22 protein-coding genes and 1 rRNA gene are annotated in these 21,671 nt (G+C 34.8%); 15 read left to right on the top strand and 8 right to left on the bottom strand.

Annotated features, from left to right (window positions below; translation table 11 throughout):
- The first annotated feature begins 124 nt into the window (after window positions 1-124).
- Window positions 125-1,711 (top strand): SLC13 family permease, encoded by a 1,587-nt coding sequence (locus tag NFRAN_RS11605; RefSeq protein ID WP_172602324.1) that lies wholly within the window; start codon window positions 125-127, stop codon window positions 1,709-1,711.
- A 196-nt stretch (window positions 1,712-1,907) separates the two neighbouring features.
- Here NFRAN_RS11605 and NFRAN_RS11600 read toward each other — a convergent pair whose 3' ends face one another.
- Window positions 1,908-2,288 (bottom strand): hypothetical protein, encoded by a 381-nt coding sequence (locus NFRAN_RS11600; protein ID WP_134485134.1) that lies wholly within the window; start codon window positions 2,286-2,288, stop codon window positions 1,908-1,910.
- 42 nt (window positions 2,289-2,330) lie between these two features.
- Window positions 2,331-2,519 carry a hypothetical protein gene (locus tag NFRAN_RS11595; protein ID WP_134485121.1) on the bottom strand — a complete coding sequence of 63 codons (189 nt, stop codon included), beginning with the start codon at window positions 2,517-2,519 and terminating at the stop codon, window positions 2,331-2,333.
- A gap of 506 nt (window positions 2,520-3,025) precedes the next feature.
- Here NFRAN_RS11595 and NFRAN_RS11590 point away from each other — a divergent pair.
- Both NFRAN_RS11590 and NFRAN_RS14405 read left to right on the top strand, forming a co-directional pair.
- The gene (locus NFRAN_RS11590) at window positions 3,026-4,012 is read left to right on the top strand and encodes a multicopper oxidase domain-containing protein (RefSeq protein ID WP_172602323.1); all 987 of its coding nucleotides are present in this window, start codon (window positions 3,026-3,028) and stop codon (window positions 4,010-4,012) included.
- Window positions 4,013-4,963: 951 nt separating this feature from the next.
- Complete coding sequence (locus tag NFRAN_RS14405) at window positions 4,964-5,092, top strand: hypothetical protein (RefSeq protein ID WP_269472326.1); 129 nt, start codon at window positions 4,964-4,966, stop codon at window positions 5,090-5,092.
- 568 nt (window positions 5,093-5,660) lie between these two features.
- Here NFRAN_RS14405 and NFRAN_RS11585 read toward each other — a convergent pair.
- Window positions 5,661-6,599: an NADP-dependent oxidoreductase gene (locus NFRAN_RS11585; protein ID WP_134485132.1), complete on the bottom strand. Its 939-nt coding sequence runs from the start codon at window positions 6,597-6,599 to the stop codon at window positions 5,661-5,663.
- Between the two features lie 473 nt (window positions 6,600-7,072).
- Here NFRAN_RS11585 and NFRAN_RS11580 point away from each other — a divergent pair, with 473 nt between their 5' ends.
- Window positions 7,073-7,831, top strand: a complete 759-nt coding sequence (locus NFRAN_RS11580; protein WP_134485131.1) for a hypothetical protein — start codon at window positions 7,073-7,075, stop codon at window positions 7,829-7,831.
- A gap of 183 nt (window positions 7,832-8,014) precedes the next feature.
- On the opposite strand, the gene NFRAN_RS11575 is transcribed toward NFRAN_RS11580, so the two are convergent.
- The gene (locus tag NFRAN_RS11575; protein ID WP_134483507.1) at window positions 8,015-8,464 is read right to left on the bottom strand and encodes a hypothetical protein; all 450 of its coding nucleotides are present in this window, start codon (window positions 8,462-8,464) and stop codon (window positions 8,015-8,017) included.
- A gap of 226 nt (window positions 8,465-8,690) precedes the next feature.
- On the opposite strand from NFRAN_RS11575, the gene NFRAN_RS11570 reads away from it, so the two are divergent.
- The gene (locus NFRAN_RS11570; protein ID WP_134483546.1) at window positions 8,691-8,915 is read left to right on the top strand and encodes a hypothetical protein; all 225 of its coding nucleotides are present in this window, start codon (window positions 8,691-8,693) and stop codon (window positions 8,913-8,915) included.
- A 751-nt stretch (window positions 8,916-9,666) separates the two neighbouring features.
- The gene (locus tag NFRAN_RS11565) at window positions 9,667-11,127 is read left to right on the top strand and encodes an NAD(P)/FAD-dependent oxidoreductase (protein ID WP_134485130.1); all 1,461 of its coding nucleotides are present in this window, start codon (window positions 9,667-9,669) and stop codon (window positions 11,125-11,127) included.
- Window positions 11,128-11,184: 57 nt separating this feature from the next.
- On the opposite strand, the gene NFRAN_RS11560 is transcribed toward NFRAN_RS11565, so the two are convergent.
- Window positions 11,185-11,805 (bottom strand): translin family protein, encoded by a 621-nt coding sequence (locus NFRAN_RS11560; RefSeq protein WP_134485129.1) that lies wholly within the window; start codon window positions 11,803-11,805, stop codon window positions 11,185-11,187.
- 80 nt (window positions 11,806-11,885) lie between these two features.
- Between NFRAN_RS11560 and NFRAN_RS11555 the strand changes: the two genes are divergently transcribed.
- From NFRAN_RS11555 to NFRAN_RS11530, 6 genes are all read left to right on the top strand, one after another.
- Window positions 11,886-12,365, top strand: a complete 480-nt coding sequence (locus NFRAN_RS11555) for a resolvase (protein ID WP_134485128.1) — start codon at window positions 11,886-11,888, stop codon at window positions 12,363-12,365.
- Window positions 12,366-12,408: 43 nt separating this feature from the next.
- On the top strand, window positions 12,409-12,654 hold the full coding sequence (locus NFRAN_RS11550) for a hypothetical protein (RefSeq protein WP_134485127.1): 246 nt from the start codon (window positions 12,409-12,411) through the stop codon (window positions 12,652-12,654).
- A 57-nt stretch (window positions 12,655-12,711) separates the two neighbouring features.
- Window positions 12,712-13,458 carry an NAD(P)H-hydrate epimerase gene (locus tag NFRAN_RS11545; RefSeq protein WP_134485126.1) on the top strand — a complete coding sequence of 249 codons (747 nt, stop codon included), beginning with the start codon at window positions 12,712-12,714 and terminating at the stop codon, window positions 13,456-13,458.
- 5 nt (window positions 13,459-13,463) lie between these two features.
- Window positions 13,464-14,078 carry an MBL fold metallo-hydrolase gene (locus NFRAN_RS11540; protein ID WP_134485125.1) on the top strand — a complete coding sequence of 205 codons (615 nt, stop codon included), beginning with the start codon at window positions 13,464-13,466 and terminating at the stop codon, window positions 14,076-14,078.
- Between the two features lie 802 nt (window positions 14,079-14,880).
- On the top strand, window positions 14,881-15,999 hold the full coding sequence (gene cobT / locus NFRAN_RS11535; RefSeq protein ID WP_134485124.1) for a nicotinate mononucleotide-dependent phosphoribosyltransferase CobT: 1,119 nt from the start codon (window positions 14,881-14,883) through the stop codon (window positions 15,997-15,999).
- Between the two features lie 55 nt (window positions 16,000-16,054).
- The gene (locus NFRAN_RS11530; RefSeq protein WP_134485123.1) at window positions 16,055-16,255 is read left to right on the top strand and encodes a hypothetical protein; all 201 of its coding nucleotides are present in this window, start codon (window positions 16,055-16,057) and stop codon (window positions 16,253-16,255) included.
- Window positions 16,256-16,282: 27 nt separating this feature from the next.
- On the opposite strand, the gene NFRAN_RS11525 is transcribed toward NFRAN_RS11530, so the two are convergent.
- Window positions 16,283-17,137: a class I SAM-dependent methyltransferase gene (locus NFRAN_RS11525; protein WP_134485122.1), complete on the bottom strand. Its 855-nt coding sequence runs from the start codon at window positions 17,135-17,137 to the stop codon at window positions 16,283-16,285.
- Window positions 17,138-17,160: 23 nt separating this feature from the next.
- Window positions 17,161-18,966 (bottom strand): ribosome biogenesis/translation initiation ATPase RLI, encoded by a 1,806-nt coding sequence (locus NFRAN_RS11520; protein WP_197731187.1) that lies wholly within the window; start codon window positions 18,964-18,966, stop codon window positions 17,161-17,163.
- Between the two features lie 269 nt (window positions 18,967-19,235).
- Here NFRAN_RS11520 and rrf point away from each other — a divergent pair.
- The 3 genes from rrf to NFRAN_RS11505 all read left to right on the top strand — a co-directional run bounded on the left by rrf (window position 19,236) and on the right by NFRAN_RS11505 (window position 20,075).
- Window positions 19,236-19,354, top strand: a 5S ribosomal RNA gene (gene rrf, locus NFRAN_RS11515).
- A 109-nt stretch (window positions 19,355-19,463) separates the two neighbouring features.
- Window positions 19,464-19,652, top strand: a complete 189-nt coding sequence (locus NFRAN_RS11510) for a hypothetical protein (protein ID WP_134485121.1) — start codon at window positions 19,464-19,466, stop codon at window positions 19,650-19,652.
- 42 nt (window positions 19,653-19,694) lie between these two features.
- Window positions 19,695-20,075 (top strand): hypothetical protein, encoded by a 381-nt coding sequence (locus NFRAN_RS11505; RefSeq protein WP_134483198.1) that lies wholly within the window; start codon window positions 19,695-19,697, stop codon window positions 20,073-20,075.
- Window positions 20,076-20,106: 31 nt separating this feature from the next.
- Here NFRAN_RS11505 and NFRAN_RS11500 read toward each other — a convergent pair whose 3' ends face one another.
- Window positions 20,107-21,627, bottom strand: coding sequence for a leucyl aminopeptidase (locus NFRAN_RS11500; RefSeq protein ID WP_134485120.1), 1,521 nt, complete (start codon window positions 21,625-21,627; stop codon window positions 20,107-20,109).
- Window positions 21,628-21,671 lie beyond the last annotated feature (44 nt).

Here is a 21,671-nt window from a genome sequence, read left to right as displayed (position 1 = left end):
TACAACAATTCAGATTGACTCGTAATGAAATTTTTCTCAGCGTACCTATGTCCCTCACGGATTTAAGGCGTTGATAAAATCAGATAGACTTTGTTTTATATTGTTGATCTAATTACTATCATTTGTGCTGTCCAGAACCATGACCAAAAATATCGGTGTATTCTTAGGACCAATATTATTTCTAATAGTTATTCTAATGCCTGTCCCTCAAATAAGTGGGGATTTATCGTTTTCTTCTAAAATCGTATTAGCTACAACCATGTGGATGGCAGTATGGTGGATTACAGAAGCTGCCCCAATATATGTTACTGCTTTATTGCCTCTAGTAATATTTCCGGCATTAAGAGTCACTTCCTTTACAGAGACCTCTAGCAACTATACGGATAACATCATATTCTTATTCCTGGGGGGTTTTCTCCTTGCAAAAGCAATTGAAAAGTCAAATTTACATAGACGATTTGCATATAGAATGTTACGCCTTTTTGGAACTGATCCAAAGTTTGTTGTGTTATCATTCATGATAGTCACATGGTTTCTAGGAGCTTGGATGAGCAATACCGCCACTGCTATCCTAATGCTTCCAATAGCATTGGCGGTTATTTCTTTGATTAAAGATAAAGAGAAACATCACAAATTTGTTGTATGTTTGTTACTTGCAGTAGCCTATTCTGCAAATATCAGTGGTGTATCTACACTCATAGGCACTCCACCTAATGCAATATTTGCATCTTTAGCCGATTCCATAGTGGGAATAGATGTTGCTTTTGGACAATGGATGCTATTCGGATTACCAATAAGTGCACTATCTCTGATGATAATATGGTTATATCTAATAAGAATTGGCTCGAAAATTACAAATATCAAATACGACATCTTCGGCGAAAAAGATACCATTGTCAAGAATATGAAGGATTTAGGGCCTATAAGTAGAGATGAAAAGATAGTCGCTTGTATATTTATTATAACAATAGTCGCATGGATTACGCGAGGGCTGTTTTGGAAAGACATCGCACCTATGATAGACGATTCTATGATAGTGATTGCTTCATCTGTATCGTTATTCCTTATACCTTCGGTACTTGGAAATAAACAAAAATCCGAAAAGAGGGCCGAAGATTACAAAGATTTTGTAGGTTACAATAGCCATCCAAATGAAGGCAGGGACATAAATGATAGTGATAGTAAACGTCCTAAAACAGGTTTTGACGCCGACCTTCAGAGTCCGTCAAGGAATTTACTTGATTGGGATACAGCAGTAAAAATTCCATGGGGAGTACTTATATTAATAGGGGGAGGTTTGGCTCTTGCAAATGGTTTTACTTCTACAGGGCTAGGCGACTGGATTGCAAATCAACTTAGTTTCCTTGGAAATGCAAATTACCTTGTAATATTACTTGTTTTCGTAACGCTGGCTATTTTGCCGACAGAAATGATAAGCAATACTGCCACGGCGGCGTTATTACTACCCATTTCAGCGTCACTTGCGCTCTCTATGGGGATAAATCCGTTATTGTTAATGGCACCTATAGCCGTTGCCGCCAGTTATGGTTTTATCATGCCTGTAGGTACCCCTCCCAATGCAATTGTATATTCCACCGGGTTAGTAAGTTCTAGGGCAATGGCTAGAGCTGGATTGCCGTTGGACTTTATTTCCATCATACTCGTTACAACATTAACAAGTATTTTGGTTCCTTTAGTTTTTGGGATTTGATTTTTTGGCTAAATAAAGTAAATAGATTTTTTTTGATATTTGTTCTGTATGCTCTTTATTATTGGTTTCTGATATGGTAGCAGTATTGATGTCAAGCCTATAGAGATATCCTAAAATTCGTATCCAATTCTTAAAGTCCTTCATACCGTAACTAGTTGACTATACACTAGAGTACTATCGCCTTGGAGGGCTCTGTTCACTTAATATGTTTTATTTCATTGTTATGATAGTCTACAAAGAGCCGCAGCCAATTCCGTACATGCTTTAACTTGCAGTTCTTTATTCTACAAGGAAAGTAATCATCGAAACTTTCGGTTCTATCCTTTATGTATTGCATCTTTCTTTCGATTACACTTTTCTCGTAAGAGGAATGAATATGGTGATCGAGTTTGAGAAACTGACAAGCCATGGGATACCAAGTACCTCCATCATCAGTCGAAACTGGATGAATTCCATGAATCTTGACTAAATCTGAAATGAATCTTTCAGCTACAAACATGTTTCTTTCTTTAGAGATAGACAGTGCGAGAATTTGCCTGTTTTCTGTCGGGTTCAGTTGCAACCCAGAGCCAGACAAACTCTGATCCCACATTCAACATGGTCTCATCTATTATATACTCTAGAACTCTTCTTCTAGTTGACTTAGCTTTTGAGGCTCGTACTTTTGAATCCAATTCCAAATGGAAACGTGATTTCTCTTGTATATCTGAGATAATCTTTCCGAGGCTTTCCTTAAGGATAAGCCTGAAAAGTACAAATGCAACCCATAATATACATACTTTGAAGGCGTTCTGTTTCTAGTAAGCATAAAAGAAATGGAATGCTTTCAAGCTATAGGCTTATCGTTAACTGAACAGAGCCGATCAGAACGACATCTAGAACAATAAATTAACAGAGATCAATGAATATAACTGATCAATTACTCTAAGTAGCCATTAAGAGAGGCTCATTCAATTATCTATTCATTTACCATGTAAGCTATCATAGAATATATGGGGACAAGGAAAACAATTCAGGGCATAATAGAAACTCATAATATAACCCACAAAATTGTACATTTGCTTACCTATCATATTTCGAATTTATGATGTGTCATTTTACAAGTAAGGTAACCATGTAAGTTAACATTTCAAAGAGTCGGTGGATCGGGACTTGCAGATAATGTATATTGTGTGAATACATTCCAATACAATTGAATACATAAACACGCAAACAATACGTCTCTCTTATTAACTTCAAATTACAATTGCTTTAATGGACAATATGTTTCCAACGATATCAACTCATAGAACGAAAGCAATCATTCTGATAGTAATGATCAGTTTTTCTTTCTTTGCTCTCTCAGATAGTTTGGAAAATAAGTCAGTCGCTTCGAAAGCAGTTATTAGCAATACTAACCAAACATCTACAGCAACAAAAACAAATCAAACAAATCCAAATACGAAAGAATTCACCCTAGTTGCCAAAGAAACTATGTTAGATATATCTCCAAGCAAGAAAATTAAGGCATGGACATACAATGGAACTATCCCAGGTCCAACACTGCGTGTAACGGAGGGAGATAAGGTAATAGTCCATTTTATAAACGAGTTAGATTTACCACATACGATTCATTTTCATGGCGGCCATAATGGTACAATGGATGGCGTGTTTGAAATTGTACCACCAAATAAGACTTTTACCTACGAGTTCACGGCAGCACCATCTGGAGCTCTCATGTACCATTGTCATGTGATGCCAGTTGTTGAACATGTGAGGATGGGACTATATGGAGCATTCATAGTTGACCCTAAGACACCTTTACCTCCTGCCAAAGAGTTTGTAATTGTATTTGGAGATTATGATACCAAAGATATACACACATCAGATCCTGAAAGTGCGTTCTACAATGGCTATGAAAATATTTACTATGATAATCCCTTACCAGTGTACACCAATGAAACAGTAAGAGTATATATGATTAATTTATCCCAGTTGCCCGCGTATGGATATCACATTCACGGAACTCTCTTTAAGACATGGATCTCTGGTATCTGGATGAATGACCCGGTACATACTCAAACCTATGCAACATCTTCAGGAGATGCAGCAATATTTGAAATGGAATGGCCCTGGGAGGGAAAATATGTATTTCACCAACATGGAATTCCCGAAGATAGAGGTGCAATGGGTTTCTTCAATGTAACTCAACCCGTACCTGGCCTAATAGATGGAAAAGACATTGCGATCTCAAAACCTGTGAGTATGATTGACTGGCAAGAGAACCTTACAAAAGTGTTACAGAACGCAACAATAGATTAAGGATAAGAATCAAAAATTGGAAAGACCACAGTACAAAGATTATTGTAGCTAAGAAAGTGCAACACAAACTTGAAAACAAACACTAAGGTGGTTCAATATGAGAAAAAATGTATCATCCCTCCTAGTATTTTGTAATGTTTTGGGGGAGATCAGGAGCCTGTAAATAGAGAAGGAAAATTAATTATCAAGAATGTCTAACAACAAACTATCTATATTTATTTACTTTCTAAATATACTTTGAATAGTCTTTTTCTTTTACATTATTTCCTCGTGCTTCCTATTTTGAGTAAAATAATAACTCAATTTGAAAATTATTACTGTACGTTCGATCCTCCTTAGTAACTCTTGATCTTTGTTTTAAAATCAAAAATTCCATAAATCCAACGAGTATTACTAATAATAGATCTCGAAACAAACAACTATTATATTCAACCTTTAAGCCATCTTTATATATTATATATTATTACCAGTATAGTATATCATCCACCACAACCAACTCTAATGAAATGACAAAAGCGATATCTAACATCTAATACAAGAATAGAAGCAAGATATTACTTGTATATCCTATTTGACACATATGATTTGTACAAGACATCTAAATTGCAACTGTGTGAATTTGAAAAAACTAGAACTATAAGTCCACATGAAGTTGATTTAGATCAGATCCCAGAAACATATTGTCATACTTCCATGAATAATGATAATTGAATTTCAAAAAGTCATGATACCATTTAAGGCTAATTAGAATTTCAAAATTTATAATGGGTTTCCAGAACAAAGATACTTAATCTTGCTTGTACTACAAAGCTATTTACCAAAATTCGATCTATTCTAATGCACGGAACTAAAAATTGCCAATCAATAGCAAGTTAAAAAAATAGAAAATGGAGAAGCACGACTTCGGTAATTGATCCGGGTATTCTTATTGGCGATAAAATTTTACTAGATTTGCCAGATGAAAAAGGAATTCAACTGACAGGAATCGAAGTGGAAGGTCGAGGAACTACAAAAGCTGCAATAGTCCTTATGCAAAGAATAGGGTATACTTCACCTGATCAAGCTCAATATATCACATAGACCTTAAAAAATAATTTACTGGTTTAAACCCGCAAGTGGAAATCATGCGTATCTAAAAGGAAATTATAATTCTTTACTTTTATTGAACTAGGAGATGAGAATATCTAACTTTACGGAAATAATAATGTGAACATAAACATTGTTCTTAATCAATCTATTTCGAATAAAACACAAACACCAACTTTAGTATCGTAAACCAAAAGTGGAAGTTAAATGTCAAGACTAACCTTAGATAGATAAATCCGAGTCAAGATTTTATTCATGAGGGAGTTCGTCTAATAACTCAGGTTTCTTCATCGAATCATAAATCAATGAGACAATATTTAGTTGCTCAGGGTTTTAAATAAATACCAAAAAAATTTGAAGGTATTGCTTAAATATTCATACTTCTTTGTAACAAATTATTACTATATAAGAGTTTATCAAGTTGGAAAAAGCTGAGATTAAGCTTCCTGAAACAACACATATCCCATGAAAGATAATGATCATATTAATTTTTACATTAGGATCATAGCTAGCAATTACAAAATAAAGAAGAGGAAGATTTGGAAGGGTTCTTAAGATTTTACTATAAAGTGAGAACTATCTTTCCCCGGGGATGACTTTCTTTTTGGTAATCCAGAGCCTTTGCAGTTTCAGGGAGTGGAAATGTCTTTTCAATATTTACTTGAACATGATTTTCATCTATCCATTGTGCTAACTTAGTCAACCTTTCATTTGTAATCTCAGTAAATTGGAATATCGATTTGATTCCATATTGCTTCGCTAGATTTGAATCCGGTTGTTCTACCAGGGATACAATGGTACCGCCATTTTTCAATACTTTGAAGGATTTTCTATAGATCTCACCACCCACAGTATCAATTACTGCATCGTAATCTTGAAGTATATCGTCGAACCTTTGAGTTGTGTAATCAACTATCTCATCTGCTCCTAGTCGTTGAACGAACTCTTTATTATTAGACCTTACCGTAGTCGCAACAAACGCTCCCAATTTCTTTGCAAGTTGTATTGCTATCAAACCGATGCCGCCTGAACCTCCATGTATAAGGATCTTATGATTTTTTGACAATCCAATATTTTCAACAAGTGCCTGCCACGCGCTGACACCAACTAATGGCAATCCGCTGGCTTCAATATGACTTAAGCTCTTTGGTTTAGCAGCTATACTGTTTAGACTGGTCACGGCCAATTCAGCAAAAGATCCTGACCCTCCAAACAACACTGAGGCTTGTCCATAGACCTCATCACCTATATCCAAATGAGTAGATTTATTCCCATCTAACTCTTTGATAACGCCTGAAAAGTCCATTCCTAATGTAATAGGAAATTTAAGGGGTATTAGTTGTTGAAAGTACCCCTCACGTATCTTCCAATCAATCGGATTAACTCCGGCTGCTTTGACCTCAACAAGAACCTGGCCAGGAGAGACCTGTGGAATACGAATATCCGTATTTAGGCCTATAACATCTCTTCCACCATACTTGTTTATTTGAATTGATTTCATCCATAAATCACCTTGGTATATCTACTATCAAAAAGTAAGTATTTAAATTGGTAAGGGAGTAAATAGTAAGTCGATGAATTTATGGTAAGTTAGCAAAAGTAGACACACTGATAAAAAAACTTTTGAGTACACTGGAATGGGCGAATGCAAAAAAAATACATATTCCAATGTATTTAAGATACTTGCTAAAATATTCCCATATTCGTACTTTTGAACATATAATTAACCATTAAGTTATCAATTTAATCTTAGATACTATTAAAGTAGTCAGTCTAAGATATTCTTAATTCTACACTAGGAAAACCAAAAGATTCTTGGTGTTTGATTGATAATCATGATCAAGTTATAAATGTAAAACGTCATTTAAGTTCATTCGATCAAGAATTGATTATACACTCTTTTGTAGCAGTTATCAGATTTCGATTTCCATATTTCAATATGGTTAACTATGAGATGAACAGGATTATTATAAAATGGATAAAATGCAGGCAATAAGGAACCTGGAAGCATTGTTTGAAGCATGTAATTCAAAAAAACAGGATCTCTTACATACAGGACACAAACAAAACGACGTAAGAGTGTCCTTCTACAAACATTTAGTAACTACCACAAATTCTACTATACATTTAATGATTTTTTCAGATACTACATTAGTAACAGAGGATTGGTGGTTAAAAAAATTACCCAAGTATAAGATAAATAAACGGATTTTCTCAACGAGCTCAAATGAATCTCGTCAAATAGAAACAGACAATATTGATCAATATTTGCTACTTTCATATTTTAGTTCCGTTTTTCATATATTCGAATCTTCATTTAGAAGGATTTGCAAAAGTTGTTTAACTGAAGAGTATTCTCTTGCTAAAAAAATTGGTGAGTGGGAAAAAGAGGATATCAAGAATCTGTTGGTAATTATTCTAAAGAAGTTAAATCTATTGGATATTGGGAGAAGAGATTTTTTAGAAATAGTGGTGAAATTTAGAAGTTCTCTTTATAATAATGGAGTATATATTAGTGAAAGGCAAGAGTCATTTTCTGATTTCAAATGGAAAAATAAGTCCTATGTATTTAAACACGGTGAGCGAATTATTTCAGAAGATAAAGGTGAACTTTGGGAAGAATGTTTTAAATTTACACGTGCACTTATCAGTATTTTTACAGAAGTAATAAACCATCCTATTATTAAGAAGTATAGCTTTATTGAAGATATTACAGCAACTGGATACATTTAGTCGTCCTCCCATGCTGAAAAATACAGTATACAAAATAAATATTATTGTGGTTATATTAGTAAGGGTATTTATTTATAGAAATTAAGTTCCCTATAGTAGTAGAGTTCCAGAATAAATTTATCGGATCTGGATAAAGACCAAACCAATCAGAAAATTTGAATTCAAAAAAAATATGTGTTGAACTTAACTTTGTGCTGCTGCGTTGCTACCGGTGTTTGTTTGGCTTTGAACGTTAATGTTGTTACCAGAACCTACTGTATCTCCACCAGAAACTACTATGCTTCCCTGGTTAGAAGATTGAGATTGGCTAATGCTTTGTTCTGCAGAGTTTCCACCTTGTCCGGATTGTGCTAAAGCGTTGTTTCCACTGTTGAACTGATGCTGGAAGCTAGCGTTGTTGCATGAGAAGAATGTACTAGCACCTGAAACACACAGACCATTTTGGTTTGATGACTGTGATTGTTCTATCGATTGTTTTGCTTTATTTCCCTTCTTGTTTGTTGCAAGAGCATCATTATCCATGGCTACCAATGGACTGGATAATAGAGCCAAAGCGACCACCATTGCAATTGATGCTACAAGCATTTTGTTTTTGTTTGTGTTTTTATGAATATTTTGTGTTTTATTATTCATATCTTTAATATTAGAAAAAAAATATATGGGATTTGCTAACTAGTTGCAATACTCTAATATTCTAGTACTTTTAGAATTAATCAAGGAGAATACAAAAGAGCAGAAATACAAAGGTAGTCTTTAGTGATGGCAGCAGGGATTAGGGTCAATATGATATTTTAGTTCTAGCGTATAAAAAAGAAAAATGGTATCAAGATCTATTAGAAAACGATAACCAAGTTAGTTGATGATAGTGATTTTAGTGGTGGTCATGGCGATGGTGGTAGTGATGATGGTAATGCTCAAGCGGATACTAGATGTAGAAGGAGAGGAACATGCCAAACCATATCATTATCTAGTTTCAAAAATTTATTCTAAGAGGGGTATAGGAAGAAGAAGAAGAAGAAAGAAAAACCCACTTCTTCTGCCCCACTGTAAACAGGATAGAAAATCATGCTTTTTGAGCAAGTAGACTTGTCATAGATATTATGAGGATTACCGATTGGAATATGTAGTACTAACTACCCGTTTGGGGATGCAAACTCTAGCATAGACCATTATTACAATCATAAAACCCAGAGGAAAATCAAACTCAAACGGATATACTGTGGTACGGTAAGAATTGGGTATCTAAAATTTTGATCATTTATAAATGTTTCGTGGTATAGATCTATTAAGGATAATTAATTAAACATTTGTGTCGCATGCGACACATTTATTTCGTGCTTGAAAAGTATATAAAGAAATCATCAATTTTCCAGTAAGAGAAAAGCTTTACAATCTTTTGATTGCTGAAGCATATATTATATCATACATTAATAAGAATATATATAAAACAAATATTTTGGCTCAGTCAAGTTTATTTGAACAAAATCCATCTTAACCGATAGATAATCATTCAAAAATAGATAACTTTTCTAAAATGAACCAATCTCATGACGAAACTATGCTAATTTCTTCTATTGGAGGGAGGGTACTAGCAATATCAGTATTAGGCTTTGTTTTTTTCAGTTATGTGTGATTTTTTATCTAAATTAACCAGACTGGGAAGAATAGAACACATAGTATTTCGGAAAAATCAAACTCCGGTTGTAATCACTCATCATCTAAACTGAACAATCATCTGCGTTAATTCTTGAGTTATTAGAATCGGATAATATTTATGCGTGTTTATGAACAACATAGCTTTAATTATCCTGTCTTGTTGGTAATTATAGGAAAAGATGAGCCTGTCAAAAACTGATTATGACATTATTGTTGCTGGGGGCGGACTTGCGGGCCTAATAGTAGCTTCTTCAGCAGCATATCATTCCAATCAAAGATTAAGAATCTTGGTGGTAGATAGGAATTCCATTGATATCCAAGGTCGAAAAACTATTTCGGGTTGGATTTGTGGTGACGCTGTAGGCAAAAATACTGTAGATTATATGACAGAGAGAATAAAGATTTCTTGGGGTTACCCCGAAATAGAACATCCAGTTAAGGGCGTAGTAGCCTTTTCACCTGATCATGAAACTAAGGTGTCATTTGATGGTGAAGGATATATTTTAAATAGAAAACAACTCCCTCAAAAGCAACTAAAAGAGGCATCCAAATTAGGAGTTGAAATCAAGAGTAACATAGTGATTCGACAATTAACTACGGAGAACAATTTTATCGTTGGTGTAGAGGGAGAGGATACCAAGACCAGAGAGATTTTTAAGAAGACGGCAAAGGTTGTTGTCGACTGCACAGGTGTGACATCTGTCTTGAGAACTAACCTACCTATAAGGTCATACATTCAGAAAAAAATCGATAGAAATGATTTGGAATCAACTGGAAGATATATTTATGATTTTGACGCAGAAGGGAAAGAAGACAAAACCTATTTTGATCCAGATTATTGCATTATTCACCTAGATCAAAATCTTGCTCCGGGTGGATACGGATGGGTATTTCCAAAAGGCCAATCCAAAGTGAATATAGGGTTAGGAGTGCAACAAAAGCTATTTGAGAAAGCAAATAAAGAATTGGGCATAAAAAGGGATTTGAAAAAGATCATTGACGACTATGTTGCTGCAAATCCAGTTATAAACAATCCCCGGTTGTCAAGTAGCCCAGAAGACCAAGGCAATGAATGGGGTACATGGCAAGTTTCCGTAAGAAGACAAAATGACTGCATGGTTGCAAATGGATACATGATGGTGGGAGATTCAGCCTGGATGCCAAAACCACTGGATGCTGGAGGAATAGGACCTGCAATTATCGCAGCAACCATTGCAGGAAAAGATGTAGTGGAGGCAATAGAAGCAAACGATGTATCAGAAAGGGGTCTCTGGCAGTATAACAAGGATTTCATCAATGAATATGGTTACAAAACGGCTGGTCTTGAAGTTTTCAGGAGAATGTTGCAGCAGTTAAGTAATGACCAAATAAATTATGGAATGAAACATTTTCTGTCAAAAATGGATATTGACAAAATAACTAAAGGAGAACATCCTGAATTCAGTTCAGTGAGCAAAATTGGGATGATGATAAGAGGGGCATTGAACAAAAAATTAGCCGAAGACTTGAGGTTTACGGCTAAAATGAATGAAAATCTGGTAAAACACTACAGAAACTATCCTGAAAGTCCCGATGCATTCCCCGAGTGGTCTACAAAATTAAATGCGTTTTTAACTGAATCCTTTTCAAGGTTCTCCTGAACCGAAAGACATTATTTATATTTTAATTCAAGAATATGATTGATAGATTTCGTTTTATCACTTTTGAAATTTACTTAAGAAATCCTTTCGTCGTTGTTCTTCAGTCACAGTAACTCTTACATCTTCAATTATCCTTTTGCCTACATCTAGTTTTTTTCTAATTCCTGGTAATATGTTATCATAAATTGAGAAAGGATATATACTGTCATAGAAAGTTTGCATTGTCACAAACAAAGACAATGAAGTTTCGAAATCATTTCTTCTTAAACTATCATAAATCATGCGTTTGATTTCACCAATGCAATCCAAAAGTCCTATCAGATAAGCACTTAAAGAAACATCCAAATCAAGATGGCTACTTATAGAATTTTTCTTTTCTACGATTTCCTTTAGTATATATGCTTCAACATATTCCTGCTCAGCTGGCCATAGATATCGGTCTAAATCAGAAATTACGAATTTTCTCAAATCTTTAAGCAGTTCAAAAGCTTTAACAAGCATATCATTCGCATCTTTAATTTTGTTACTATGTAAGGAAATTATAGCCTTGCTACAAAACAGAATTACTTCTCTATTCTCTTTGATAAGTTTTTCTCTACTTGACTCGACCTGTTTAAGATGGATTGAAAATTCATCCAATGAAGAGTTCATTTTTGAAAAGTTTATTTCAAAGCTCATATAGTAACTCTAAATTTAGACTATAAATACTAGCCTCAACATGAGAAACAATTTATTGCATTATTAGCGAAACCTCAGCAATGACCAATATTCGGCGGAGCAGAGGATATAATTTTGAACATGGATTAGTAAAGAGATTAAACAATGGAGATTGGATAGCTAGAAGGTTGGGGGGCTCTAGCACCGGTCTACCGGATATTGTTGCAGTAAATAACAAATTATCTATTTTGCTATCTATTGAGGCAAAATCAGCTACGGGAAATAGTATCTATGTACCACCGGATCAAATTATGCGATGCCATGGAATTACAAAGATGTTTAAAGCCTATAATGAGAGATACATAATTTTAGCTTTTAAATTCATGAGGGTAAAGAGGCAAAAAATAGGTGGAAAAACTATCTATGTTCCTAGGAAAACAAGAGAATATTATAAAATAATAAAATTCAAAAAAATACCAAAAGTTTTCCCAAGCATAAAGTGTAATTATGACGGTGATACTTTTGCAATACATAATGCTAAGATCCGAAAAGTAAAACTAAAAAATTTTCAAATACCTTGATTACGGATAATTCTTAATAGAAAGATATGATTGTTGGTTATCGTTGACAGATGTTCTTTGGAGAGAAGGATGGTTAAAACCATTGTCTATTGAATCTTTACCAAATGATATATGTTCAATATGCAAGGAGGAGTTTGAGGATCTGGATTTTGTAGCCGCATGTGAATTTTGCGAGATCGGTTTATCGCATGAACTTTGTTGTAATAAGCATATTACTAGTCATCATATGAATCAGCTAAAAGAAAAGATCAACAAACATAGAGAAAAAAGATTACATTCGCATCAATAAACACTACTAGATTTAAGAGATTTTTTAATAGTGGGAAAGCATACATAACATAAGCTTATGGACCCAGACAACAAGTTTAAGAGTATTAGGGGGTTTGAACCTATTTCTTCCAAACAAATGTATCAGATAGAAAATATCGGAGAAACCAAGTATTTGATGAAAAAGGTTTTAATGATGGAAAATGCAGGCTCCAGAATAGCCGATTTTCTAATAAGCGAATTTGGCGATGATATTATAAACAAATCTATAGTGGCGGTTTGCGGTCAGGGCAACAATGGTGGAGATGCAGTAGTAGCCATACGTCACTTGTCTGGATATATTTTACCCAAAATTGTACCAGAAAAAACCCCCAACCTATCAGTAGTCCTCTTGGGTCGTCCAAATGAGTTGAAGACTAGCGAAGCTCATTCTAACTGGAACATAGTTGAAAAAATTGATTCAGTTAGTACTCTGACCCTGGATTCGAGTACAATCGAGGAAATCAAAAATAGAATAATGAACTCGGATATAATTTTAGACGGGATTTTCGGTACAGGTATAAAGGGTGATATCAATGAACCATACTCTACTGTTATTGATCTGATTAACAGTAGAAAGGGTAATTCATATATCTTGTCTGTAGATATACCCACTGGACTGAATCCTGACACTGGAGAAAAAAACAAAAAGACAATAATTGCAGACGCAACTGTAACTTTCCATCGTCCCAAACATGGACACATTAACAATCCATCTGTAGTCGGAAAACTAGTAGTGAAAAAAATAGGTATCCCATATGAAACTGAGATAGGAGTTGTTGTCTAGTTAAATTGAAAATAGAACAATTTTTAGTTGGAGAGATGGCCAATTTTACGTACTTACTAATCGATGAAATAAATAATTCATGTATAATAGTAGATCCTTCATGGGATCTGGATACTATTTTTGAGTACATTAAGAAAAACAATCTTCAAATCAAGTTTATAATTAACACTCATTCCCATTTTGATCACACGTTAGGCAATGAACAAGTAGTACAGGTTACAGGGGCCAAAATAATGCAACACAGGAATTCACCTCTGCACAAAGATAAGATTCTTGAAGATGGTGATAGGATCGAATTCGGAAGTTCTATTATTGATGTCATATATACTCCAGGACATACAAAAGATAGCATCTGCTTGATAGTGGATAATGAGATTATACTAACTGGAGATACTATTTTTGTGGGTAGTTGTGGTCGTTTAGATTTACCAGGTGGAAGTGCAAGTGAAATGTTCGATTCAATATATGGCAAACTAAGTAATCTCGATGAAAAGTTAATAGTATATCCCGGTCATCACTATGGATCAAAGAAAACCTCATCGATGAGAGACGAAAAACAAAATAATTTTGTATTCAAATTTAGAAGTAAGGAAGAATTTCTTAGCTTCATGAACACATAATTTAATGTTTCATATTTTTTGGTATAAGGTGTAGACTAGTTGACGCAGTTTGACTTTACAAATATCGAAGACCATATCGACTACGATTTTGGAATGCGTTATCCCTCGTTATACTTGTGCAGGTAACGACAATTCCATCGTTATGACAATGATCAATAAGAAAAAGAAGGAAAAGTAGCATTAGGATAAGCATTGAAATATACAAAATACCATGTTGGGATTTAATAATATCATTAGCAAAGAGACGTCCCTCTCTTAAAATCCACTTTTGAAATACTCAAAACACCAAATGATTACAGCAGCATGAATCACTACTTGATCAAATTGATTCATTTAAATAAATTGGCATCTAAATCGAAGCCAAAAAACAATTTCAAAAGTCAAAACACCAAGGTATATGGTATCAATTTCGAAAAAACAATAAAACAAGTCATGGTTGAAAGAGTCAAGTTTTGGAAAAAGGATTTTGCCAGACATTAGATATTATATGTATACAGTACCAGTCAATGGAATTGACAAACAAATAGATTAAAGTTTCCATAATTGGAGAATCAATAATACGGCAATTCAGAATGTAAGACTGTAATAGAATCTCTTGACAAAGTAATATTGATTTTATAGCAATAAAAATAAACCATCTGTTGAACCATACACCTAGGAATTTGACAATGACTTAAAAATTAAGATAATCTTTACAAACCTTCTAAAATTGTCGACCCTTGTATTTTTCTAAATGTAATAAACATCCTAAAGCAGTACCAATTAAAATAAAGTTTTATATTCAACAATAGTTAGGGGTTTAATGACTCTTAATTTCATCAAAAGCACTAATTCAAAAGGAGACATTTCTAATCTCGAGGAATTCAAATCAGATAAATCAGTATTTGTTTTTATTATTTCCCATACTGCTACTTCAACGATTCCAGGGATAACCGTTGCAGGAGCTAACCCCGAATTAATAAAATTTACTCCTCCTGCAGACGCAGAATATATTCACTATGGAAAATGTAAATCAATAAACACTATACCGGCTACACCAGATGGCAAGCCAACTCCCGCCATAATTACAAAGACTGCATTGGATATTTCGAATATCCCTATATATGTAGTTGATTCAGGCTCTGAAATAAAACCAATCTTACCATACTTCAATATCCAGTCACCTGTAGGAAGAAATATCCTTCACGAACCAGGGATTGAGATTCAAAAAGCAGTTGAAAATTATGAAATGGGTAAAATTTTAGGCTACCAATTGGCTAAGATAAATGACACCATTATTTTAGGTGAAAGCATACCTGGAGGCACAACTACCGCATTGGGAGTGATGCAGGCAATGGGATTCAATGCATATAACAAAGTCAGTAGCAGTATGCCTGATAATCCAAATGATCTGAAGAATAAGGTTATTGAAATGGCTTTGGCGAGAGCAGGTTTAGATCATGGTGATTGTAAGAATGATGTATTTAAGGCAATATCCAATCTTGGAGATCCAATGATGCCAACAACTGTAGGCATAGCAGAGGCATCCATCTCAAGCGGTAAAAGAATTATCCTTGCAGGGGGAACTCAAATGTGTTGTATTTTAGCGATTTTGAAATCTCTAAATATCAAAATAAAGGACAAGGTCTGCATAGGTACAACATCCTATTTGTATGACGATGAAAAATCAGATATATGTGACCTTATAAACCAGATCGATGAAGAAGTACCCATTTATTATGTTGACTTGGGGTTAAACAAATCAACGAAAAAAGGACTCCGAGCTTATTCCGAAGGTTTTGTTAAGGAAGGAGCAGGAGCAGGGGGCAACACTATAGCTGCCTTTTTGAATAATGAATTTCTAACCCAAGAAGATTTCCTTAAGCGTCTGGAAGACAACTATACTAGAACAATTGAAAGACCAAACGTAATCGATATTTAGGAAAACAGATAGCAAATCAATACTATAAATAGCAGAACTCTGGAATGAAAAAATTATGAAAGGGGCAGAAAAAATTAAAGGAATCGGTCTGTTGGTAATCGCACTTGTATTTTTTTTCGTTTATATCTACATTTTGTTTGCTACTGATTACGGCTTACTACTCTTAAAGCTCACAGTGGCAGTAATAGTTGGAGTAATATGTTTCATATTGGGGTGGATAGGAATTACACTAACGATTAACGAAAAAGAACAATAAACAAAGAAAAATAATCTATTTCTAGAATTAAAGTTTGTTAATCTGAATATCAGTAACAGTCTGATAAATTCGGGGCGCTACATCCCTCACTATTTGTGTATGCAAAATTTGATAATCACAGGTACGTTCTGAAAATAGTCTTGCGATATGCTTTTCAGATTCAAACACTACCTTTTTCTTGGCATCACTCTTAACATGAGAAAAAAAATGTATAATACCTCCAGACTGTTTTAAGCAGGACAAAGCAACATCCAAGAATTCATATGCCTTCTCTGGTAAAGGCAATAAGATTCTGTCAAAGTTATTTAAATAATTTCCTTTTTGAAGAATATTCCTAGCATCACCGTGAAGTGAAATAATATGTCGTTGTACCCCGTTTATTTTAGAATTTATTTGGTCTAAAATGTGTGCATCCAAATTAGAGTCGATATTAATGACTTTCAATGGTTTTTTTTTAGCCATTACTATGGAGAAGGTTCCAACTCCTGCGAACATATTCAGTACTAATTCATTCGGTTTCACCAACACCGAGATCCGAAGACGCTCTGTTGACAACCTAGGAGAAAAATACGAAGTAGCAACATTAACTAGAAATTTGCAGCCAAATTCCTTGTATAAGGTAAGATATTTCTCATCTCCTGCTATGTAGTCAACATCTCGCAGCCTGTATTCTCCAGATACAGGATTACTTTGCATGAGAACGGTATTGATATTCTTTATATTCTTGAGTAGAGTCTTTCCGATTATATTCTTATAATTCATTAGTGCCTCTGGAATTTTTATTATAGCAATATCACCAATGATATCATACGATGAATAAAGTAATTTTAGCTCATCATCGGGTAACGTTCCTCGAAGAAGTGTTTTGAGATATTTACTCATATGAATATTGAAACAAACTTTTCCTAATTCTTTATATAATAATAATTTCCCTCTGTTTTCTGCTGTCTATCTAGTCTGCTATTCTCTTTATTTACCCTAGGGCGACCTGTAGTTTCGTCTCGTCGAAATGAAATTGATAAAGATTTAAGAAAGTCATTCATACCAGTCTCCTTGGAAATTGGTGATGTACCCTTACCTTCAACGCCAGGTGTACCTTCGAAAATAATAAGCCTATCTGAAACAAGATCGATGAGTTGGATATCATGGTCTATTATCAGAGCAGATTTTCCTTTTGACTTTATAAATCTCTGTATAAACTTTGCAAGAACTATTCTATCCTCAATATCCAGAAATGCAGACGGTTCGTCAAGAGCATAAATATCTGCATCTCTTATCAAAGACAATGACACAGCTACCTTTTGGAGCTCACCGCCGCTTAAACCTTTTATGGATTTATCATAAAGTTTTTTTAAACCCAGTGGAGAAAAAACATGCTCCTCTGCTAAAGTTCCTTCGAAGGGACCGCCATTGACAGAGTATATCAGAGAACGTACGTCTCCCTCTATCTCTTGATTCAAATATTGTGGTTTATACGATATCTTGACGTTGGTATCCAATGTCCCATTGTCTGGTTTATCCATGCCTGCTAGCATTCGCATGAAAGTCGTTTTACCTAATGCATTAGCTCCTACGATTCCAATCACCTCACCTTGTTGGATGTTGCCTCCTTCAATATTTACTCTAAAATGTCCAAGAGTCTTTTCAAGTGATGGATACTGAACAATAGACGAGGTTGAAAGAACAGACTCTGTTATGCTCGAAATATCAAACTTATAGGCCTTGTCCCTAAATCGAATGTTCTCAGTTGGTATATAACCCTCCAAGAAATTATTAATTCCAACTTTTGTACTTTGTAGGGAAGAAACGATTCCATAAGCGCCAGGCTCGCCGTAGGTTATGTAAATATTGTCTGAAAGATAGTCAAGTAATGACATATCGTGTTCCACAATCATTACGCTCTTCCCCTCCTTGGCTAAATTACTTATAACTCGCCCAACGGCTAATCTTTGAAAGATATCGTTAAATGATGAGGGCTCATCGAAAAAATAATAATCTGCATCTTTAGCAGCTGCCACAGCTACGGCTACACGTTGAAGTTCCCCTCCACTTAGCGTATTCAATTGTTTACGCAATGAATTATTCAACCCAAGTTCTGTGATCAGAGATTGAGTAACATTTCTCTCATCATACTTCTTCAATAATTCCTCAACAGTACCCTTGAATACTTTAGGTATAAGATATACAAGCTGAGGTTTTATTGAGGTTCTCAATGTCTTGGCTTGAATTTTTTCGAAATGTTTTCTTAATTCAATGTTAGTTGTTCTCTGCAATATTTCCTCCCACGATAGATCTCGTTCGAATTCTCCAAAATTTGGTTTTAAATTTCCCGATAAAAGATTTATAATAGTCGATTTTCCCATTCCGTTTCGTCCAACTAATCCTGTAACAGTTCCTTCTTTGGGTATTGGGATCTTGTATAATCTAAAGCTGTTTATACCATATTGATGAATCTTGTCGACTCCTATTTCTTGAGCTAGATTGACGATAACGATTGCATCAAATGGGCACTTTTTGATACAGATTGTACAACCTGTACACAAGTCTTCGGAAATTAGTGCTTTGCCATCTTCTGGTCTTTGAACGATGCATTCGCCACCAGTCTTATTAACTGGACAATATATTATGCACTCTAAACCACATTTCCTAGGTTGACACAAATCCTGATCAAGTACAGCAACTCTATGAATCGAATTTCCACGTTTATCCAATCTTTATAATATATATTCACCGATCTTTCATATAAATCCTGGAATTATACAATATTAAATACAGGTATGAAAAACATGTTAATCTATCGTCATTACTGGTCTTATAAATAAGTTATATAAATAATAACAAGAATCCATATTCAACTTTGTTATTGTTTGTTTTTAGGTAACAAAATAGGTAGCAGGTTAGAAGGGCTATTTTGATAATGAGATGCCATGACAGCAGTTTCATTTAGTAAGAATTAAATTAACGAATTTAGTATTTAATGGTAGCCGGCCATAGCGTTAGGGCCCGACCCGGTCCCATTCCGAACCCGGAAGTCAAACCTAACGTCGCTGCTGGATACTGACGTGCGAGAGCCGTTGGGAAACAGCAGTGCTGGCACCTTCTCTTCATCACCTCATCTTCATTAAATTGCTTAAAAGAATTAGATGATAGAAAAGGGCTCTGTTCATTTAACGATAAACCTATAGCTTGAAAGCATTCCATTTCTTTTATGCTTACTAGAAACAGAACGCCTTCAAAGTATGTATATTATGGGTTGCATTTGTACTTTTCAGGCCTATCCTTAAGGAAAGCCTCGGAAAGATTATCTCAGATATACAAGAGAAATCACGTTTCCATCTGGAACTGGATTCAAAAGTACGAGCCTCAAAAGCTAAGTCAACTAGAAGAAGAGTTCTAGAGTATATAATAGATGAGACCATGTTAAAGGTGGGATCAGAGTTTGTCTGGCTCTGGGTTGCAACTGAACCAGACAGAAAACAGGCAAATTCTCGCACTGTCTATCTCTAAAGAAAGAAACATGTTTGTAGCTGAAAGATTCATTTCAGATTTAGTCAAGATTCATGGAATTCATCCAGTTTCGACTGATGATGGAGGTACTTGGTATCCAATGGCCTGTAGATTCTTAAATCTCGATCATCACATTCATTCCTCTCTGGAGAAAAGTCTGATTGAAAGAAAGATGCAATACATAAAGGATAGAACCGAAAGTTTCGATGACTACTTTCCTTGTAGAATAAAGAACTGCAAGTTAAAGCATGTACGGAATTGGCTGCGGCTCTTTGTAGACTATCATAACAATGAAATAAAACATATTAAGTGAACAGAGCCTAGAAAAGGATTAGTAATGTATACTAAAAATCATTATTGTTTTGCAGATAATTTAATAACAAGCGGATTCCGAATCCAGTAGCTCCTTTGGGATTATAGCTCCTTTCAGCAGTACCATCTTGAGTCCATGCAGTTCCAGCAATATCAAAATGAGCCCAAGGTACGGAATCTACAAACTTAGATAAGAATGCAGCAGCCGTTATTGTACCTCCTGTTCGGCCTCCAATATTCTTTATAGAAGCAACATTGCTTTTTATTAAATCGAAATACTCTTCGAACAATGGAAGTTGCCAAATTTTTTCTCCTGTAGTCTTAGACGCAGAAATCAAACCATGAATTAACTTGTCATTATTCCCAATAATTCCAGCTACGTTCGTTCCCAACGCAATTATACATGCTCCTGTTAAAGTAGCGAAATCGACAACATACTTTGGCGAGTACTTTGAGATACCAAATGCCAAAGCATCAGCTAAAATCATTCTACCTTCAGCGTCAGTATTCAGTACCTCCACGGTTTTACCATTATACATCCTAATTATATCTCCTGGTCGATATGAAGATCCCGAAGGCATGTTTTCAACCGCTGGGATAATAGCTATAACATTTATTGGAAGAGCAAGATTTCCCACAGCTTTCATAATACCCAAGACGGTACAGCCTCCACTCTTATCAAATTTCATTTCATCCATTCGATCGCTGGGTTTGATCGATATTCCCCCAGTATCAAAAGTCACGGCCTTACCAATTAACAGGATTGGTTTTTCATTGCTTTTTGAATTATTGTAATTTACTACGATAAGCTTGGGTTCATTTTGGCTTCCTTTACCAACAGAAATTATCCCATTCATACCCATTTGTTTGATTTGATCTTGATCAAATATTTGGACATCGATATTGTCTATAGATTCTAAGGACTTTGCATGGGCAGCGAGGGCATCTGGATTGATATAATTAGGAGGTGAGTTAGCCAAATCTCTACTAAAAAAAACTGCTTCACATACAACTAGTGTTTTGTTTATTTGTATTTGGTCTGTTTCTAGCTGGCTTTCACCAGTAATCATATTTATCGTGCATTTTTCAAAAAATGATTGTTTTTGCTCAGTTTCCGATCCTTGTTCTTTGAAGTTATTAAACTCATACTGTGCCAATACCAATCCTTCAACAAATGATTCAGTCAATCCAGATTCTGAAAAAAATTTCAAGACATTAATTTTTTCATAATTTAATTCTTTACACCTAAGCGAGATCAATCCACCAATATGTCTGATGCGATCAGAATCGAGCTTGCCAGATTCTCCCAAACCGATTAACAAAATCATAATTGGAGAATTGTCTAAATTTAGTCCCAAGGTCATGCTTTTTCCATATTTTTTAATATTGTTCAATCTTTCCTGTCCGAAGGAATCAATTTGTTTTATAATATGACTCAACCTTGAGTCTTTGACAAAGAAATTACGAATACCCTCATCTTCTGTAACGCCGACAACAAGTACACCGTCAGTTAGATCAACCTTATCCGGACTAGCAGTTGTTATTTTTACCATAGCGCTATTTAGACTATATTTTATAATTACTTAACTGAAATGTT

The organism is Candidatus Nitrosocosmicus franklandus (assembly GCF_900696045.1).
In the GTDB taxonomy this organism is placed as follows: Archaea; Thermoproteota; Nitrososphaeria; order Nitrososphaerales; family Nitrososphaeraceae; genus Nitrosocosmicus; species Nitrosocosmicus franklandus_A.
Note: the sequence above shows the minus strand (reverse complement) of the source record. Positions and strands in the feature narration are given on the sequence as shown.

Bases quoted from the DNA above. Each gene is read 5' to 3' on its own strand.
- NFRAN_RS11590 (WP_172602323.1), top strand. From the start codon at position 3,026: ATGATCAGTTTTTCTTTCTTTGCTCTCTCAGATAGTTTGGAAAATAAG.
- NFRAN_RS11525 (WP_134485122.1), bottom strand. From the start codon at position 17,137: ATGAGTAAATATCTCAAAACACTTCTTCGAGGAACGTTACCCGATGAT.
- NFRAN_RS11545 (WP_134485126.1), top strand. From the start codon at position 12,712: ATGGACCCAGACAACAAGTTTAAGAGTATTAGGGGGTTTGAACCTATT.
- NFRAN_RS11500 (WP_134485120.1), bottom strand. From the start codon at position 21,627: ATGGTAAAAATAACAACTGCTAGTCCGGATAAGGTTGATCTAACTGAC.
- NFRAN_RS11565 (WP_134485130.1), top strand. From the start codon at position 9,667: ATGAGCCTGTCAAAAACTGATTATGACATTATTGTTGCTGGGGGCGGA.
- NFRAN_RS11530 (WP_134485123.1), top strand. From the start codon at position 16,055: ATGAAAGGGGCAGAAAAAATTAAAGGAATCGGTCTGTTGGTAATCGCA.
- NFRAN_RS11595 (WP_134485121.1), bottom strand. From the start codon at position 2,519: ATGCTTACTAGAAACAGAACGCCTTCAAAGTATGTATATTATGGGTTG.
- NFRAN_RS11585 (WP_134485132.1), bottom strand. From the start codon at position 6,599: ATGAAATCAATTCAAATAAACAAGTATGGTGGAAGAGATGTTATAGGC.
- NFRAN_RS11555 (WP_134485128.1), top strand. From the start codon at position 11,886: ATGACCAATATTCGGCGGAGCAGAGGATATAATTTTGAACATGGATTA.
- NFRAN_RS11580 (WP_134485131.1), top strand. From the start codon at position 7,073: ATGGATAAAATGCAGGCAATAAGGAACCTGGAAGCATTGTTTGAAGCA.
- cobT (WP_134485124.1), top strand. From the start codon at position 14,881: ATGACTCTTAATTTCATCAAAAGCACTAATTCAAAAGGAGACATTTCT.
- NFRAN_RS11570 (WP_134483546.1), top strand. From the start codon at position 8,691: ATGATAGTGATTTTAGTGGTGGTCATGGCGATGGTGGTAGTGATGATG.
- NFRAN_RS11510 (WP_134485121.1), top strand. From the start codon at position 19,464: ATGCTTACTAGAAACAGAACGCCTTCAAAGTATGTATATTATGGGTTG.
- NFRAN_RS11575 (WP_134483507.1), bottom strand. From the start codon at position 8,464: ATGAATAATAAAACACAAAATATTCATAAAAACACAAACAAAAACAAA.
- NFRAN_RS11560 (WP_134485129.1), bottom strand. From the start codon at position 11,805: ATGAGCTTTGAAATAAACTTTTCAAAAATGAACTCTTCATTGGATGAA.